Origin of the sequence: Microbacterium sp. LWH7-1.2, from assembly GCF_038397755.1 — a bacterium.
Lineage (GTDB): Bacteria > Actinomycetota > Actinomycetes > Actinomycetales > Microbacteriaceae > Microbacterium.
In genome coordinates, this window is record NZ_CP151637.1 from 2,866,532 (window position 1) to 2,882,345 (window position 15,814).

Genomic DNA, 15,814 nt, shown 5'->3' on the forward strand with positions numbered 1-15,814 from the left:
TCAGGGGTGTGAATCGCGCACACCCGGCGTGAGCCGCGCGGCGGTCACACGCTCGTCACAACGTCGAAATGCCCACCGAACGGCACACCGGTAGCGTCCGGAGCGAGGGGATCGACGTGAGAATCGAAGAGTTCAACGAGCTGGACACAGCGTCCGCCTGCGCGCTCGTCGCGGTGTGGGCGGCGATCCCCGCGTGGGTCGATGCCGTCGTCGCGGGGCGTGCGTATGCGTCTGTCGACGCGCTCGCCTCCCGCGCCGCCGACCTCGCCGCCGGGTGGACCCGCGCCGACCTCGACGCGGCTCTCGCGCACCACCCCCGGATCGGCGAGAAGCCCGCGGGCGCGGGCGCGGAGGCTGCGGCATCCCGTCGCGAACAGGCGTCGATGACGGATGCCGCCGCCGATGTCGCCGGACGGATCGCCGCCGGCAACGCGGCCTACGAGCGGCGGTTCGGGCGGGTGTTCCTCATCCGCGCGGCAGGCCGGTCTCCCGAGGAGATGCTCGCCGAGCTCGAGCGCCGGCTCCGGGGTGACGACGAGACCGAGGCCGCCCAGGCGTTGGGCCAGCTCGCCGAGATCGCACTGCTCCGGCTTCGCGCCGCGATCCACGACGGTCACGACGAGGACGAAGGAGCTGCAGCGTGAAGATCTTGATCATCGGGGCCGGGATCGGCGGCACGAGCGCGGGCATCGCCCTCAAGAACCTCGGTCACGAGGTCGTGATCTACGACAGGATGCGCGAGAACAAGCCGGTCGGCGCGGCGTTGTCGCTGTGGTCGAACGGTGTCAAGGTGCTCAACTGGCTCGGCCTCGGTCGCGAGGTCGCGGCGCTCGGCGGCCGGATGGACCACATGGCGTACCTCGACGGGCACAGCGGCGAGCAGCTGTGCCGCTTCAGTCTCGACCCCGTGACGCGGCAGACCGGCCAGCGTCCGTACCCGGTGGCGCGCGCGGACCTGCAGGCGCTGCTGATGCGCACGTTCGGCATGGAGCGCATCCATCTCGGGATGCAGATGGTCGCCGTCTCGGACGACGGCCGCACCGTCACCGCGACCTTCGCCGACGGCTCGACCGACACCGCCGACATGCTCATCGGCGCGGACGGAGCCCGCTCGATCACGCGCGACTACGTCACCCGCGGCGGCGAGCACATCCGCCGCATCGAGCGCACCTACTCGGGGTACACCAACTTCAACGGGCTCATCCCCGCGGACCCGCGCATCGGCCCCGCAGACCAGTGGACCACCTACGTCGCCGAGGGCAAGCGCGCCGCCGTCATGCCCGTCGAGGGCGACCGCTTCTACTTCTGGTTCGACGTGCCGCAGCCGGCCGGCCTGCCCTATGAGCCCAGCGACGGCATCGCACCCCTCGTGGAGGCGTTCACAGGCTGGGCGCCGGGTGTGCAGGCGCTGCTCGGGGCCATCGATCCGGAGGTCTCGCTCAACCGCGTGGAGATCTGGGACATCGACCCGTTCCACACATGGGCGCGCGGCCGGGTCGCGATCCTCGGGGACGCCGCACACAACACCGCGCCCGACATCGGGCAGGGCGCCTGCTCGGCGCTGGAAGACACCTTCGCCCTCGCCATCGCCGTGGCCACCAACACGGTGAGCGTCGAAGACACCCTCCGACGCTACGAACGCAGCCGCACCGACCGTGCCGGGGAACTCGTGCTGCGCGCGCGCAAGCGCGGCGACGAGACCCACGGCTATGACCCCGACGCTACGGCCGCCTGGTACGAGAGCCTGCGTGGCGCCGACGGCGCCGGCATCATCCGTGGGATCGTCGGCAACATCGAGGGCAGCCCCATCAACCTGGGCGCCGGGGTGCTCTGACGCACCCGCGCCCTCTGAACCCGGTCCCCGCTCCCCCACAGCAGGTCATCGTCTTCACGGCGGCGGGGCCCCGGTGTCCGGTGTCCGGGTGCCCGCCGCCGTCCTCCGGCAGAGGGCGCTCGCGCACTGCCTCCGCCTCCTCGTCGAACACTGGCAGGTCCCCGGATGCGCGACACCCGCTCCTCCGGGTGCGCCTGGGCCGTGGCTTTGCGGATCCGACTCGCACATGTGCGCTCCGTTGCGGTGGATCGACGATAGAAGCGCATTCGCGCGGACAACAGGGAGTCGACGAAGTCGTCGCCGAGAGTTCACGTGGTGAAACAGGACCGCAATACCCCGAGAGACCTCACTCGCGCGCCTCCGGCCCGAAGGCCGGTCGGGTTCGTCCCCGGAAACGCGTGGGCCTTCGGGCTCTTCACATCTTCTTCGCACTGGGGTACACCCGAAGGGAAGGAAGGTGTGATGCGATGAACGATTCTCCGAGCGATTCCCCGAGTGCAGAGCCGCCCCCGAGGGTGGAGCGGCTCTCCGCGTCGGCGTGCTGGGAGTACCTGGAGACCGCTGAACTCGGCCGGCTCGCGGTCGACAATGCCGATGGCGCGCCCGACATCTTCCCGGTCAACTATCTGGCCCACGAGGGAGCGCTGTACATCCGCACGGCGCGCGACGCGAAGCTCCTCCATATCGCACAGCACCCGATGGTGGCCTTCGAGGTCGACGGTGCCACCGACGACGACCACTACTGGAGCGTGGTGATCCGCGGCAGGGCCGAGCGCGTCACCCGCGACGATGAGATCCGCGACAGCGGGATCCGTCAGCTCGCGTCGTGGAGCCCGACCGCGAAGTTCTTCGTGATGAAGGTCGTGGCGAACACTGTGTCGGGCCGGCGATTCCCTCAGCACGCGAGCCGCAGGGACCCCCTCAGCGCTTTCGAGGGCGACGCGACGCTGTCGACCGCGCCAGAGCCGTCGCACCAGCCACGGGCCGAGCGGCCGGAGCCCATCCCGCATTTCACGCCCCGCACCGGCCCGCAGGACACGCTCCCCGGACCGCGCTCCGACGGGTGACCGCGGATGCCGACGGCAGGGATGACGTCAGGCGGTGAAGACCGTGTGCACGTCGCCGACGACCTCGCGGCCGTTGAGGGCCGTCAGCTCCATCAGCACCGCGGTGCCCACCACGACCCCGCCCAGCGTCTCGACGAGTTCGTGGGCCGCGACGAGCGTGCCGCCGGTGGCGAGCACGTCGTCGACAAGGAGCACCCGGGTGCCGCCGGCGATGTCGTCGTGCGCCTCGATCGTGGCCGTGCCGTATTCGAGCGAGTAGGTGACGGATGCCGCGGGCAGAGGCAGCTTGCCCGCTTTGCGGATGGGCACCAGGCCTACGCCGGCCTCCATCGCCACGGCGCCCGCGAGCAGGAACCCGCGCGCCTCGACCCCGGCGACGACGTCGAAAGACCCCTCGAACGGGGCGATCATCGCGTGGATGACGGTGCGGACGGCCGAGGCATCCGCCAGCAGGGGCGTGATGTCGCGGAACTGCACACCCGGTTCCGGGTAATCCGGGATCGTGCGGATGAGGGATTCGGCGCGCGTGAGGGCTTCGGAGAGCACCCGCCAACCCTACGCCCGAGCCCTGCATGTCATTCGTTACGAGGAGTGTAAGCGCTTGCAGTATGCTGACCGGATGACTTCCGCAGAGACGCTCGAGCGCACGGACGCGTTCCTCACCCCCGTCGGCGACGAGTGGTGGCGCACCGCCGTCATCTACCAGATCTACCCCCGCTCCTTCGCGGACGCCTCGGGCGACGGCATCGGCGACCTCCCGGGCATCACCTCGCACCTCGACGACCTGGCGCACCTCGGCATCGACGCCATCTGGCTGAGCCCGTTCCAGCGCTCGCCCCAGAAGGATGCCGGCTACGACGTCAGCGACTACTGCGACGTCGACCCGCTGTTCGGCACGCTCGCCGACTTCGACGACATGCTCGCCGCGGCGCATGAGCGCAGCATCCGTGTCATCGTCGATCTCGTCCCGAACCACTCGTCCGACCAGCACGAGTGGTTCCAGCAGGCCCTCGCCTCGGCCCCCCACAGCGCCGAGCGGGCGCGGTACATGTTCCGCGACGGAAAGGGCAGGAACGGCGAGCTGCCCCCGAACAACTGGGAGTCCGTCTTCGGCGGCCCGGCATGGACTCGCGTCGTCGAGGCCGACGGCGAGCCCGGCCAGTGGTATTTGCACCTCTTCGACTCGTCCCAGCCCGACTTCGACTGGTCGAACGAGGAGGTGCGCGAGGAGTTCCGCCGCATCCTGCGCTTCTGGCTCGACCGCGGGGTCGACGGCTTCCGCGTCGACGTCGCCCACGGCCTCGTGAAGGCGGAGGGGCTTCCGGACTACATCCCGGACCCCGAGGCCGGCTCGATGGGCGGCGAAGAGGCGAACGTGCCGTACTGGGGCCAGGACGCCGTGCACGAGGTGTACCGCGACTGGCGCAAGATCCTCGAGGAGTACGAGGGCCACCGCGCCCTCGCCGCCGAGGCGTGGCTGCCGACCGCGGAGCGCACCGCGCAGTGGGTGCGCCCCGACGAGATGCACCAGGCCTTCAACTTCCCCTACCTGTCGACCGAATGGAACGCCGCCGATCTCCGCGAGGTCATCGACGTGTCGCTGCGCGCGTTCCCCGGCGTCGGTGCGCCCTCGACGTGGGTGCTCTCCAACCACGACGTGGTGCGTCACGCGTCACGCCTCGCACTGACCGCCGAGAACCCGCAGGGTCACGGCATCGGCCCGGACTCTCCCGGACAGCCGATCCCCGAGGTGGGGCTCGCCCGCGCCCGCGCGGCGACCGCCCTCATGCTGGCCCTTCCCGGCTCGGCGTACCTCTACCAGGGCGAGGAGCTCGGCCTGCCCGAGGTCATCGACATCCCCGGCGACGCCCGTCAGGACCCGACGTGGTTCCGCACGAACGGCGAGCGGTACGGCCGCGACGGCTGCCGCGTGCCGATCCCGTGGAACGCGGATGCCCCGGCCTACGGCTTCAACCAGAGCGGTGCGTCGTGGCTGCCGCAGCCCGCGGAGTGGGCGACGCTCGCGCGCGACGCGCAGACAGGTGTCGAAGGCTCCACGCTCGAGCTGTACCGTGCGCTGCTCGCCGAGCGCCGGGCACGCTCGCTGGGCGCGGGTTCGCTGGAGTGGATCGACGGATACGGAACGGATGCTGTGGCATTCCGCAACGGGAATGTCACGGTCATCGCGAACACCGGATCCACGCCGATCGCGCTTGCGGGCGGTATCGTGATCGCGTCGAGCGGTCCGCTCGCTGACGGGGAGCTCCCGGGCGACACGACGGTCTGGCTCGAGACCGCCTGACACCCGCGCTGAGCGACAAGAAGGTACGGTGACGACGTGGTCAGCATCGACGAGGTCGCGCGCGCGGCCGGCGTCTCGACGGCGACCGTCTCGCGCGCGCTGAGCGGGCGCGGCCACGTCTCGGCCGGAGCGAAGGCGAAGGTCGAGGAGGCCGCCAAGAGCCTCGGCTACGTCGTGTCGGCGTCGGCCTCGAGCCTCGCCTCGGGGCGCACGCGCAACATCGGCGTGCTGGTGCCCTTCCTCGACCGGTGGTTCTTCTCCACCGTGCTGAGCGGCATCGCGTCGGCGCTGATGCGTCGGGGCTACGACATCACGCTGTACAGCCTCACCGCCGACCTCGGCGAGCGCCACGACGTCTTCGACACGTTCCTCCGGCGCCAGCGCGTCGACGGGGTCATCGCGATCTCGCTCGAGCTGGGCCAGGAGGAGACCGAGCGACTCGTCGAGCTCGATCTGCCGGTGATCGCGATCGGCGGCCCGAACCCGCTGCTCACGACTCTGACGGTCGATGACGTCGCCGTGGCGCGCCTGGCCACCGAGCACCTGCTCGCGCTCGGCCACCGCCGGATCGCGCACATCGGGGCGAGCCCCGAGTTCGACATCGACTTCCACATCCCGACGCAGCGCCGGCAGGGCTTCGAGCTGGCTCTGGCCGACGCGGGCATCGAGGTCAGCCCGTCGCTGTTCGAGCCCGCCGACTTCACCATCGAGGGCGGGTTCCGCGCCGCGAAACAGCTGATGGGCAAGCCCGGCAGCCGGCCGACCGCGATCTTCGCAGCATCCGACGAGATGGCGATCGGGGCGCTTCTGGCCGCCCGCGAACTCGGCTACCGGGTGCCCGAAGACCTCTCGGTCATCGGCATCGACGGCCACGAGCTCGGTGAGTTCTTCCGCCTCACCACGGTCGACCAGTTCCCCCTCGGCCAGGGCGAGCGCGCCGCCGACGCCATTCTCGAAGCGCTGGAGTCGACGGATGCCGAAACCCCGACGCACCGGCCGGGTGAGCTGCCCTTCGAACTCATCGTGCGGGGCTCGACAGCCCGCCTCCCCCAATAGCTCGAGGTCGTCGCCGCGTCCAGGGCGTTTCGACTCGCTCGTTCCTCGCTCGCTCCACGAGCGGCAGAAGCCCAGGCGGCGGGCGTTCCGACTCGCTCGCTCAACGACCGGGAGAAGCCCAAGCGCCGGTCGTTGAGCGGAGCGCGCTCTGGCGCGCGACCTCGAAACGCCTCGAACCCGGCCGCCGCGTAGGCTCGACCGCATGACCCTCGACCTCGAAGCGATCTACGTCGATCTGCACCGGCATCCGGAACTGTCCTTCCAGGAGACCCGCACAGCGGGGGTGATCGCACAGCACCTGACAGGGCTCGGCATCGAGTTCGAGGAGGGGATCGGCAAGACCGGCGTCGCCGGCGTGATCCGCAACGGCGAAGGCCCCGTCGTGTGGCTGCGGGCGGACATGGACGCCCTGCCCGTTCCCGAGCAGACCGGTCTCGAGTACGCGAGCACGGCGCGGGGCACAGACCCCGCCGGCAGCGACGTGCCGGTCATGCACGCGTGCGGCCACGACATGCACGTGACGGCGCTCCTCGGCGCCCTCGAGCGCCTCGTGGCCACGAAGGACGAGTGGTCGGGCACGATCGTCGCCGTCTTCCAGCCCGCCGAGGAGCACGGCGCGGGCTCGCAGGCGATGATCGCCGATGGCGTGCTCGACCGCTTCCCGAAGCCCGACATCGTGCTCGGGCAGCACGTCACCCCGCTCCCCGCCGGCACCATCGGAGTGCGCAGCGGCACGCAGATGGCGGCGTCCGACGGCATCACGGTCACTCTGCTCGGCCGCGGCGGTCACGGCTCGCGCCCGCAGGCGACGATCGACCCGGTCGTCATGGCTGCGGCCACCGTCATGCGCCTGCAGACCATCGTGTCGCGCGAAGTCGACCCCCGCGACGTCGCGGTCGTCACCGTCGGCTCGATCCATGCAGGCCTCAAGAACAACATCATCCCGGCCGAGGCGAAGCTCGAGCTGAGCCTGCGCTACCCCGACGACGCGGCCCGCGCCCGCGTGCTCGAGAAGGTCGAGCGCATCGTGCGAGCCGAGGCGCAGGCCTCGGGCGCGGAGGAGCCGCCCGTCATCGTCACCGACCACACGCTTCCCCCGACCATCAATGACGTGCACGCGACCGCCCGCCTGGTCCTCGCGTTCGACGCGGCGTTCGGCGAGGGGACGGTCATCGACCCCGGCATGTTCACCGGCAGCGAGGACGTGTCGTGGTTCGCCCGCGAGGCCGGCGTGCCGCTGGTCTTCTGGTTCTGGGGCGGCGTGGATCCGCAGAAGTTCGCGGAGGCGTTCGCGGCGGGCACGGTCGAGCGCGACATCCCGACCAACCACTCGCCGTTCTTCGCCCCGGTGCTCCAGCCCACGCTGAGCCGCGGCGTCGAAGCACTCGTGGTCGCCGCGCGCGAGTTCCTCGCCGAGCCGACGGCGTAGAGGCAAGACGGATGCTGCGGGCCGCAGCATCCGTCCCGTCCGGCCTTCTCGCCTGCCGGCGCGAGCGGTCAGGCGGGTTCGGCGACGGCCCCCGCCCGGGCGTCTTCGGCGTCCAGCAGCCGCTGCAGGCCGGTGAAGTCGCGCATGAGGATCCGCGCCAGCACGAACGTCGGCAGCAGGGCGACCAGTCGCAGCCACCCCGCGACATCGCCCCCGTAGTCCGCGAGAACGCGGGTGCCGCCGCCCTCGGGTACGCACGCGTACTCGACGCGCGAGTTCCACGGCGATGTGGAGTGCCAGACGACCCGTGCCTCCGGCTCGACGACCTCGAGCACGTCCTCGAATCGGACGCGGAACGGGCCGATGATGCGGTCGATCGCCGACCAGCGGCTGCCGACGCTCGGCGGTCCGTCGCCGACCCGCCGCCGCATCTCCACGGCGGGCGCCCAGTCCGGCCAGGTGCCGGGGTCGGCGAAGTACGGGAACACGCGGGCGGGCGGGTGGTCGAGGTGCACGTCGAGCGTCACTTGTCGCCACATGGCCGTCACACCATGGCCGGCACGGGGCGATCGGGGTAGAGCTCCCGCATCGCGCGGTCGTACTGCCGCTTCATGAGCAGCAGATACAGCAGCCGGATGGGCGCGGGCACGTTCGCGCGCATCCACTCGTCGCGCTCGCCCTCGGGCACGCTCGCGACCAGCAGACCGAGCTGCAGGGACATGATGTCCTTCCCCAGCTCCTTGCGGTGCGCCATGAGCTCCGCGCGCGTGTGCTCCTCCATCCAGTCCCACTCCTGCTGGGAGAGGACGGCGCCTGCCACCGGGAGGATGTCGTCCTCCTCCTGCCCCAGGTGCACCAGGAGCGTGTCGCGGAGATGCTCGATGTCGCGGGCGAAGGCATCGCGGAGCCCGGCATCCGCGGTCCGGAGCCAGGGGTCGAGCTGCGGCTCGATCCGGGCGAGCTGGGAGGCGACCTCAGCGTGCTGGGCACGCATCTGGTCGACGTGCAGCGCGCAGCCCGGGTCCCGCGAGACCAGCTTGTCCCACAGCGCGACGTCCTCGGTGTGGTGGTGCATGTGCAGCGCGTAGAAGTCGAGGTGCGCATACCGGCCGACGACGGCGGCGCGCTCGACGTCGCCCGGCGGGACACCGCGGACGAGCTGCGGCAGCTCTCGGTAGAGCCAGCGGAAGATCCTGTGCACGAGGATCAGTCCCGACGTGTCGCATCCGGGTTCCTGCCCGTCTGGCATGGATCCGGACGAGGGCAGTCTCGTGGTCATATCGCACCCCCGATCCCCGCACCTCGTCGACGGTGACGACCCCAGGCGGTGATCAGCCGGAGTCTACTCCGGGGGCGCGTCCGCCGCACCGGCCGCTTCTCCCGCCGGTTCGTCCAGCTCCCTCGCGTCGGACAGCCGTTGGCCCGACGCGAGACCCGGGAGGCCGCGACGCCCGGTCGTCGTGAACGCCAGCAGGACCGAGACCACCGCGAAGACGGACGCGACGAACGCCCAGGCGCCCGGAAGCGCGTTGAGCAGGAGGTAGCCGCCGATGCCGGCGGCGAACCGCAGGAAGCGCGCGAGCCCCACCGGGAGCGGGCCGCCGGTGAAGCGCAGCTGCACGGCGTGGTCGCCGATGGTGCCGCCGGTCGCGAGCGTGACGACGAGCCACACGACGATCGGCACGGCGGAGCCGACGAGGCTCGCCGCCGAGCCGTCGCGCACCGCCGCGTCGGCGCCGAGCAGGTAGAGCAGGAGCTGCACCGCGACCACGACGCTGAGGCTCAGCACCCAGGCCGCGAGCCCGTCGCACAGCATGCCGAGAAGGCGCCGGCCGCGCGTGACCGGCTGCGGCTGGTCCGCGTCGGGGAGGCGGGGCGACCCGCGATGGCGGCGCGGCACGGCGAGCGCGAGCAGCGAGCCGAGCACCGCGCCCAGGGTGTTCGTGAGCAGGTCGTCGACGTCGAACACGCGGTAGGCGCAGGGGTAGAGGCCCCAGACCCCGGTGAGCTGGGTGATCTCGACGAAGCCCGACAGCGCGACGCCCACGACGAGCGCCGTGATCACCCCGCGCCCGCCCAGAACGCGCAGGAAGAATCCGAGCGGCACGAACAGCAGGACGTTGAGCAGCAGCTGCAGCACCGCCGGGTCGGCCGCGAAGCCGCTCCCGCGACGCACGACGGCGCCGCGCAGGTCGTCGGCGATCGCGGTCACGTCGATGTTCACGCCCGCACAGGCGATGGTGTCGGGGTCGGGCAGGGGCAGGAGCGTGTAGATCCAGATGGCCATCGCATAGACGAGCGCGGCGCCCCACATCAAGAAGCGCCCGACGCCGAATCCGCCCCGACGGCGGTAGCTGAGCGCGACGAACGGGACGAAGAGCAGCACCCCCACGACCAGCCCGAGCGTGATCGCGAGCACACCCAGGAGGATCTGCTCTTCCACGGTACGAGTGTCCCAGAGAGGCAGCCGCATGGATTCCGTGAGGATGGCCGTCTGGATGCATCGGCACGTTCTGCCCGCGGGTAGCCTTACCGGCCGTGACGAACGAAACCCGCGAGCCGTCAGTGGATGAGACGCCGATCGCCAAGCGCCTCATCCTGGGGGACCCGCTCGCGACCACCGACTCCGACGAGCACCTGCTCCCGAAGAAGATGGCGCTGCCCATCTTCGCCTCCGACGCGCTCTCGTCGGTGGCCTACGCCCCGCAGGAGCTGCTGCTGATCCTTCTCACCGGAGGCCTCGCGTTCCTCGCGTTCGCCCCCTGGATCGCCGCCGCGGTCATCGTGCTGCTCATCGTCGTGGTGATCAGCTACCGGCAGCTCATCAAGGCCTACCCCTCGGGCGGCGGCGACTACGAGGTGGCGCGGAAGAACCTCGGCGAGGTCCCCGGTGTCATCGTCGCGTCAGCCCTGCTGGTGGACTACGTGCTCACGGTGGCGGTCTCCGTCGCGTCCGGCGTCGACAACATCATCTCGGCGCTTCCGGGCCTCAACCCCTGGCGGGTCGAGCTGGCAGTGGGCTTCGTCATCCTCATCGTCATCGTCAACCTCCGCGGCGTCCGCGAGGCGTCCCGCGCGTTCGCGATCCCGACGTACATCTTCATCGGCTCGGTCGGCGTCATGATCGTCGTGGGACTCTTCCAGATCGCCACCGGCAACCCGCCCGTCGCCTCCAGCGCGCAGTACGAGGTGCAGACGGAGAGCCTCACGCAGGCCGCCGTCATCCTGCTCGTGCTGCGCGCGTTCTCGAGCGGCTGCTCGGCCCTCACCGGCGTCGAGGCCGTCTCGAACGGCGTGCAGGCGTTCCGCCAGCCGAAGGTTCGCAACGCCCAGTCGACCCTCGCCATGATGGGCGGCATCGCGATCCTGCTGTTCGCGGGGCTCACGGCGATCGCACTCGTCTCCGGCGTGCATTACGCCGAGAACCCCTGCGACCTCATCGGCTTCGACTGCTCCCACCCGCAGCCGAGTCTCATGGCGCAGGTGTCTTCGGCGGTGTTCGGCATGAGCTCGATCCCGTTCTTCATCATCCAGGGGGCGACTGCGGTGGTGCTGCTGCTGGCAGCCAACACGGCCTTCAACGGGTTCCCCCTGCTCGGCTCGGTGCTCGCGCGCGACGGCTACGCGCCGAAGGCGCTCAACACCCGCGGCGACCGCCTGGTGTACTCCAACGGCATGATCATCCTGGGCCTCGTCGCCATCGGCGTGCTGATCGTCTACCAGGCGAACCTCACGAACCTGATCCAGCTGTACATCATCGGCGTGTTCGTCTCGTTCACGATCGGGCAGATCGGCATGATCCGGCATTGGATCCGGGGGATCCGGGGCATCAGCGGTCTCCCGGCTGACACGCGCCGCAGCGCTTCGACGCGCACAGAACTATTCGGGCTGCGCAAGGGGCTCGTGATCAATTCGCTCGGCGCCACGATGACGGCATCCGTCCTCGTCATCGTGACCATCACGAAATTCACGCATGGCGCATGGCTCGTGTTCCTCGCGATCCCGATCCTGTCGTTCCTCATGGTGGGCGTGCACCGGTACTACCGCGACGTCGACCACGAGATCGCGATGGACGACCACCTCCACTTCGGCTCGACCGGCGACGTCGCCCTCATCCTCGTCAACAAGCTGCAGAAGCCCGTCGTGAAGGCGGTCGACTACGCCCTCGCGGCCAAGCACGACAAGACCTTCGCGGTGCACGTCTCCGTGACCAAGGAGGATGCGGCCGCCCTCGAGGCGGAATGGCGGGAGCACCGTATGCCGATTCCACTCAAGATCATCGAGTCGCCGTACCGCATCTACGCGAGCCCCATCGCGGAGTTCGTGAAGAAGTACCGCGAGGAGCACGGGTCCGCGGTGGTCACCGTCTACCTGCCGCAGTACATCGTCGGCCACTGGTGGGAGTCGCTCCTGCACAACCGGCGCGCCCGCCGCATCGCGCAGCAGCTCATGCTCGTGCACGGCGTCTCGATCACGCTCGTGCCCTGGCTGCTCGACTCGTCGGAGCTCATCTACGGGCGCCGCTCGCGCTCCCTGCCCGGCGACGACCGCGCCGGACGCATCACGGCCCCGGAGGTCCATCGTGTCGGCCGCCGCGCCATCCGGCCCGCAGGTCCGCCCGAGAAGGCGGAGGCCGCGGAGCCGTCGATCACGACCAAGCCCTGACGCGGCACCGGGCGCGCGAACCCGAACGCGCACCCGGCGCCGGGCGGCGGCATCCCGCGTAGCCTGGAGAGGTGAGTTCTCCCGCACCCGCACCCTCCCAGGCCGCGTCTCTGGACGCCGCTCGACTGCGAGCCGACTTCCCGATCCTCGGCGAGCGCGTGAACGGCGAGCGGCTGGTCTATCTCGACTCGGGCGCGACGAGCCAGAAGCCGCAGGCCGTCATCGACGCCGAGGTCGACTTCCTCACGCGGGCGAACTCCGCCGTGCACCGCGGGGCGCACACGCTCGCCGCCGAGGCGACCGAGCTCTTCGAGGACGCCCGCACGACGGTCGCCGGCTTCGTCGGCGCGCGCCCCGAGCAGCTGGTGTGGACGAGCGGCGCGACCACCGGTCTCAACCTCGTCGCCTATGCGATCGGCAACGCGAGCGCCGGCCGCGGCGCACCCGCGAGCTCACGCTTCGCCCTGCGGCCCGGCGACGAGATCGTGATCACCGAGACCGAGCACCACGCCAACCTCATCCCGTGGCAGGAGCTGGCCGCCCGCACCGGCGCCGCGCTGCGCCATATCCCCGTCCAAGGCGACGGAACGCTCGACATGGCTGCCGCGGCCGACATCATCGGCGAGCGCACGCGCATCGTCGCGTTCACGCACGTCTCGAACGTGCTGGGCATCGTGAACCCGGTCGCCGAGCTCGTCGCACTCGCGCAGGCGGCCGGCGCGACGACGGTGCTCGACGCGTGCCAGTCCGCGCCGCACCTGCCGCTCGACTTCCCCGCGCTCGGCGTCGATCTCGCGGTGTTCTCGGGGCACAAGATGCTCGGTCCCTACGGCGTCGGCGGACTGTACGGGCGCGCCGACGTTCTCGAGGCCCTGCCGCCGTTCCTCACCGGCGGCTCGATGATCACCACCGTCACGCTCGACGAGGCGTCGTACCTGCCGCCGCCCCAGCGCTTCGAGGCGGGCACGCAGCCCGTGTCGCAGGCGATCGGACTCGCGGCCGCCGCGCGCTACCTCGACGGTGTCGGAATGGAAGCCGTGCACGCGCACGAGAAGGCGCTCGAGGCCCGCATGGGCGAGGGCCTGCGGTCGATCCCCGGCGTGCGCATGCTCGGCGACGCGCCCGGCGCGGAGCGCGTGGGGCTGTGGGCGTTCGACGTCGACGGCGTGCACGCGCACGACGTGGGCCAGTTCCTCGACGCGCGCGGCGTGGCCGTGCGCGTCGGCCACCACTGTGCGCAGCCGCTGCACCGCCGGTTCGGGCTCACCGCCTCGGTGCGCGCGTCGACCCAGCTCTACAACACGGCCGACGACGTCGACGTGTTCCTCGACGCCCTCTCGGGCGTGCGCGCGTTCTTCGGAGCCGGCGCATGAGCGGCCTCGAATCGCTCTACCAGGAACTCATCCTCGACCATTCCAAGCGCCCGCACGGCAAGGGCCTCGCCGCCGAGGCCGCCGCCGAAGGCGTTGCTCATAGCCAGCGGGTCGCCACGTCGTTCCAGCGCAACCCGATCTGCGGCGACGAGATCACCCTCCGCGTGCGCCTGTCCGACGACGGCACGACCGTCGACGAGGTCACCTGGGACGGGGCGGGGTGCTCCATTTCGCAGGCGTCGGCGTCCATGCTCGCCGCGCTGATCGAGGAGGAGGAACGGATGCCGCGGGCCGAGGCATCCGCTCTCATCGAAGGCTTCCGTGAAGCGCTGCGCTCACGTGGCGAGATCGCGCTGGATGAAGAGGTCTTCGGCGACGCTGCGGCCCTCTCGGGCGTCTCGAAGTTCACCGCGCGCGTGAAGTGCGCGATGCTCGCCTGGGTCGCGTTCGAGGACGCCGCCTCCCGCGCGTAGACGGCGGAGCCGGCCTCGCCCAGCGCCCGGTCGTTGAGCGAGCGAGGAACGAGCGAGTCGAAGCGCCCCGGGTCTGCGAGCGAACCCCGGGCCGGACGATCCTCAATCCCCGCCCGCGACCGGATGCGTGCGGTGCACGGTGATGTCGCCGTATCCGGCGCGCGCGTAGAGCTCGACCGATGCCTCCCCCTCGACGGGACCGGCGGCCGCCGCCAGCTCGTTGCGGACCACGCCGTGCCGGCTCGACACATCGAGCCAGGCGGCCGTGCCTGAGCGGATGCCGAGGTCGACGGCCCCGTACGACGCCTCCACCCTCGCGGTGCCGCCGTTGAGGTCGCCGATGCGCACCGGGCCATAGGCCGAACGAACGGTGAGTGCGGGACCGGGATCGCCCAGGTGCACGACGCCGCTCGACGTCGCGATATCGGCGACGCCCGAGACGGAGCCGACGTCGATGCCGGCGTCCGATCCCTTGAGGCGCAGGGCTCCGTCGACGATGCCGATGCGAGCACGGCCGGATTTGATGTCCACATCGGCGTCGCCGCGCACGTGCTCGACGCGCAGCTCGCCGTGGCCGAGGCCGAGATCGGCGCGGCCGGTGCGCTCGAGGGTGGCGTCGCCGTAGTCCAGCGCGATGCGCGCGGTGCCGACGACGCCTGCGACGCGGATCGAGCCGTACTTGAGCGCGAGCGAGACGTCCGAACCGGTGGGGATGCGCACCGACACGTCGACCGAGTCGCCCGACCCGAAGAGGTTGAACCGCACCGGGCCGACGATGCGCAGGTCGGACCCCGCCTGCGTGACGCGCACGGCGTCGGCCGCGCTGCGGTCGCCCGCGCGATGCGGATTCGCGGGCGCGACGTCGACGGACAGGTCGCGGCGGCGCTCGGCGACGACGTCGATGCGGCCCATCTGCAGTTCGATGCGCACGGCCGCCGGACCCGACACCGGGAACGTCGGCATCAGCGCACCCAGCCTGTGTACGCGGAGCTCGAGCCGCGGGCCGGCGGGGGTGCGGGCTCGACGGCGGCGGCGACGGCGCGCACGAGCCACATGTTGAGCGAGAGCCCCTCGGCTGCGGCCGCCGCCTCTGCACGTGCCTTGAGCGAGTCGGGCAGGCGCAGCGTGGTGCGGGCGGTGGCATCGTCAGGATCGTCGGATGCTGCGCCCGCGAGCACGACCGGACCGCTGGGGTTGCTGGCAGCCTCGACCGCCGACTCGGGTTCGTGGCGCGCGACGACGAAGTCGACCTCGCGTCCGCGCAGACGCAGGTCCACCGACCCCGGCGCCAGCTCTCGCGTGATCTCCCCTACCGCCTCGGACAGCGCCTCGAGGATCGCGAGCCGCGCCGCGGGTTCCAGCGCCGCCGCGAGGCGAGCGACCACCTCGGCGGTCTCGGGGGCCGCGGCCGCGGCGAGCTGGCGCTGAAGCTCCTCGACATGCGTGGTGATCTGCATGACGTCAGAGTGACATCAGTGTGGTGTCAAGTCAACGTCTCGCTCGGCCGCTGCGCGCCGCGCTCCGGCGTTGCGACTGCGGGCGCTAGAGCGCCCTCCGCTCAACGAGCGGCACTTCTGGCCTTTCCCGGTCGTCGAGCGAACGAGGCGCCGCGCTC

General features: G+C 71.0%; 15 protein-coding genes. 9 read left to right on the forward strand and 6 right to left on the reverse strand.

What is annotated here, in order from left to right; translation table 11 throughout:
- Positions 1 to 116 precede the first annotated feature (116 nt).
- The 3 genes from uraD (at position 117) to MRBLWH7_RS13310 (ending at position 2,901) form a co-directional block, all read left to right on the forward strand.
- Positions 117 to 644, forward strand: a complete 528-nt coding sequence (uraD, locus tag MRBLWH7_RS13300; protein ID WP_341995218.1) for a 2-oxo-4-hydroxy-4-carboxy-5-ureidoimidazoline decarboxylase — start codon at positions 117 to 119, stop codon at positions 642 to 644.
- Positions 641 to 1,834 (forward strand): FAD-dependent urate hydroxylase HpxO, encoded by a 1,194-nt coding sequence (gene hpxO, locus MRBLWH7_RS13305; protein WP_341995220.1) that lies wholly within the window; start codon positions 641 to 643, stop codon positions 1,832 to 1,834. The genes uraD and hpxO overlap by 4 nt, the downstream gene beginning before the upstream one ends.
- 467 nt (positions 1,835 to 2,301) lie before the next feature.
- Positions 2,302 to 2,901, forward strand: coding sequence for a pyridoxamine 5'-phosphate oxidase family protein (locus MRBLWH7_RS13310; RefSeq protein WP_341995221.1), 600 nt, complete (start codon positions 2,302 to 2,304; stop codon positions 2,899 to 2,901).
- A 27-nt stretch (positions 2,902 to 2,928) separates the two neighbouring features.
- Here MRBLWH7_RS13310 and MRBLWH7_RS13315 read toward each other — a convergent pair whose 3' ends face one another.
- Entirely contained in the window at positions 2,929 to 3,447 is a 519-nt protein-coding gene (locus tag MRBLWH7_RS13315; protein ID WP_341995224.1) for an adenine phosphoribosyltransferase, read from the reverse strand.
- Positions 3,448 to 3,520: 73 nt separating this feature from the next.
- Between MRBLWH7_RS13315 and MRBLWH7_RS13320 the strand changes: the two genes are divergently transcribed.
- From MRBLWH7_RS13320 to MRBLWH7_RS13330, 3 genes are all read left to right on the forward strand, one after another.
- Positions 3,521 to 5,203: a glycoside hydrolase family 13 protein gene (locus MRBLWH7_RS13320; protein WP_341995225.1), complete on the forward strand. Its 1,683-nt coding sequence runs from the start codon at positions 3,521 to 3,523 to the stop codon at positions 5,201 to 5,203.
- A 36-nt stretch (positions 5,204 to 5,239) separates the two neighbouring features.
- Positions 5,240 to 6,259, forward strand: coding sequence for a LacI family DNA-binding transcriptional regulator (locus MRBLWH7_RS13325; protein WP_341995227.1), 1,020 nt, complete (start codon positions 5,240 to 5,242; stop codon positions 6,257 to 6,259).
- Positions 6,260 to 6,461: 202 nt separating this feature from the next.
- Entirely contained in the window at positions 6,462 to 7,688 is a 1,227-nt protein-coding gene (locus MRBLWH7_RS13330) for an amidohydrolase (RefSeq protein ID WP_341995230.1), read from the forward strand.
- A 68-nt stretch (positions 7,689 to 7,756) separates the two neighbouring features.
- On the opposite strand, the gene MRBLWH7_RS13335 is transcribed toward MRBLWH7_RS13330, so the two are convergent.
- The 3 genes from MRBLWH7_RS13335 to MRBLWH7_RS13345 form a co-directional block, all read right to left on the reverse strand.
- The gene (locus MRBLWH7_RS13335) at positions 7,757 to 8,227 is read right to left on the reverse strand and encodes an SRPBCC family protein (protein WP_341995232.1); all 471 of its coding nucleotides are present in this window, start codon (positions 8,225 to 8,227) and stop codon (positions 7,757 to 7,759) included.
- Between the two features lie 5 nt (positions 8,228 to 8,232).
- The gene (locus tag MRBLWH7_RS13340) at positions 8,233 to 8,937 is read right to left on the reverse strand and encodes a hemerythrin domain-containing protein (protein WP_341995234.1); all 705 of its coding nucleotides are present in this window, start codon (positions 8,935 to 8,937) and stop codon (positions 8,233 to 8,235) included.
- Between the two features lie 93 nt (positions 8,938 to 9,030).
- Complete coding sequence (locus MRBLWH7_RS13345; RefSeq protein ID WP_341995236.1) at positions 9,031 to 10,131, reverse strand: VanZ family protein; 1,101 nt, start codon at positions 10,129 to 10,131, stop codon at positions 9,031 to 9,033.
- Positions 10,132 to 10,340: 209 nt separating this feature from the next.
- On the opposite strand from MRBLWH7_RS13345, the gene MRBLWH7_RS13350 reads away from it, so the two are divergent.
- The 3 genes from MRBLWH7_RS13350 to sufU all read left to right on the forward strand — a co-directional run bounded on the left by MRBLWH7_RS13350 (position 10,341) and on the right by sufU (position 14,199).
- Complete coding sequence (locus MRBLWH7_RS13350; RefSeq protein WP_342002050.1) at positions 10,341 to 12,353, forward strand: APC family permease; 2,013 nt, start codon at positions 10,341 to 10,343, stop codon at positions 12,351 to 12,353.
- A gap of 71 nt (positions 12,354 to 12,424) precedes the next feature.
- Positions 12,425 to 13,726, forward strand: a complete 1,302-nt coding sequence (locus MRBLWH7_RS13355; protein WP_341995238.1) for a SufS family cysteine desulfurase — start codon at positions 12,425 to 12,427, stop codon at positions 13,724 to 13,726.
- The gene (sufU, locus tag MRBLWH7_RS13360) at positions 13,723 to 14,199 is read left to right on the forward strand and encodes a Fe-S cluster assembly sulfur transfer protein SufU (protein ID WP_341995241.1); all 477 of its coding nucleotides are present in this window, start codon (positions 13,723 to 13,725) and stop codon (positions 14,197 to 14,199) included. The genes MRBLWH7_RS13355 and sufU overlap by 4 nt, the downstream gene beginning before the upstream one ends.
- 102 nt (positions 14,200 to 14,301) lie before the next feature.
- Here the strand turns inward: sufU and MRBLWH7_RS13365 are convergent, their stop codons facing one another.
- Both MRBLWH7_RS13365 and MRBLWH7_RS13370 read right to left on the reverse strand, forming a co-directional pair.
- Positions 14,302 to 15,162 (reverse strand): DUF4097 family beta strand repeat-containing protein, encoded by an 861-nt coding sequence (locus tag MRBLWH7_RS13365; RefSeq protein WP_341995242.1) that lies wholly within the window; start codon positions 15,160 to 15,162, stop codon positions 14,302 to 14,304.
- On the reverse strand, positions 15,162 to 15,656 hold the full coding sequence (locus MRBLWH7_RS13370) for a toxin-antitoxin system HicB family antitoxin (protein ID WP_341995244.1): 495 nt from the start codon (positions 15,654 to 15,656) through the stop codon (positions 15,162 to 15,164). Before MRBLWH7_RS13370 ends, MRBLWH7_RS13365 begins: the two co-directional genes overlap by 1 nt.
- Between the last annotated feature and the right edge of the window lie 158 nt (positions 15,657 to 15,814).

Coding starts and splice junctions, on each gene's coding strand:
- MRBLWH7_RS13310 (WP_341995221.1), top strand. CDS start 2,302: ATGAACGATTCTCCGAGCGATTCCCCGAGTGCAGAGCCGCCCCCGAGG.
- MRBLWH7_RS13320 (WP_341995225.1), top strand. CDS start 3,521: ATGACTTCCGCAGAGACGCTCGAGCGCACGGACGCGTTCCTCACCCCC.
- MRBLWH7_RS13330 (WP_341995230.1), top strand. CDS start 6,462: ATGACCCTCGACCTCGAAGCGATCTACGTCGATCTGCACCGGCATCCG.
- MRBLWH7_RS13335 (WP_341995232.1), bottom strand. CDS start 8,227: ATGTGGCGACAAGTGACGCTCGACGTGCACCTCGACCACCCGCCCGCC.
- MRBLWH7_RS13340 (WP_341995234.1), bottom strand. CDS start 8,937: ATGCCAGACGGGCAGGAACCCGGATGCGACACGTCGGGACTGATCCTC.
- MRBLWH7_RS13350 (WP_342002050.1), top strand. CDS start 10,341: ATGGCGCTGCCCATCTTCGCCTCCGACGCGCTCTCGTCGGTGGCCTAC.
- sufU (WP_341995241.1), top strand. CDS start 13,723: ATGAGCGGCCTCGAATCGCTCTACCAGGAACTCATCCTCGACCATTCC.
- MRBLWH7_RS13365 (WP_341995242.1), bottom strand. CDS start 15,162: ATGCCGACGTTCCCGGTGTCGGGTCCGGCGGCCGTGCGCATCGAACTG.
- MRBLWH7_RS13370 (WP_341995244.1), bottom strand. CDS start 15,656: ATGCAGATCACCACGCATGTCGAGGAGCTTCAGCGCCAGCTCGCCGCG.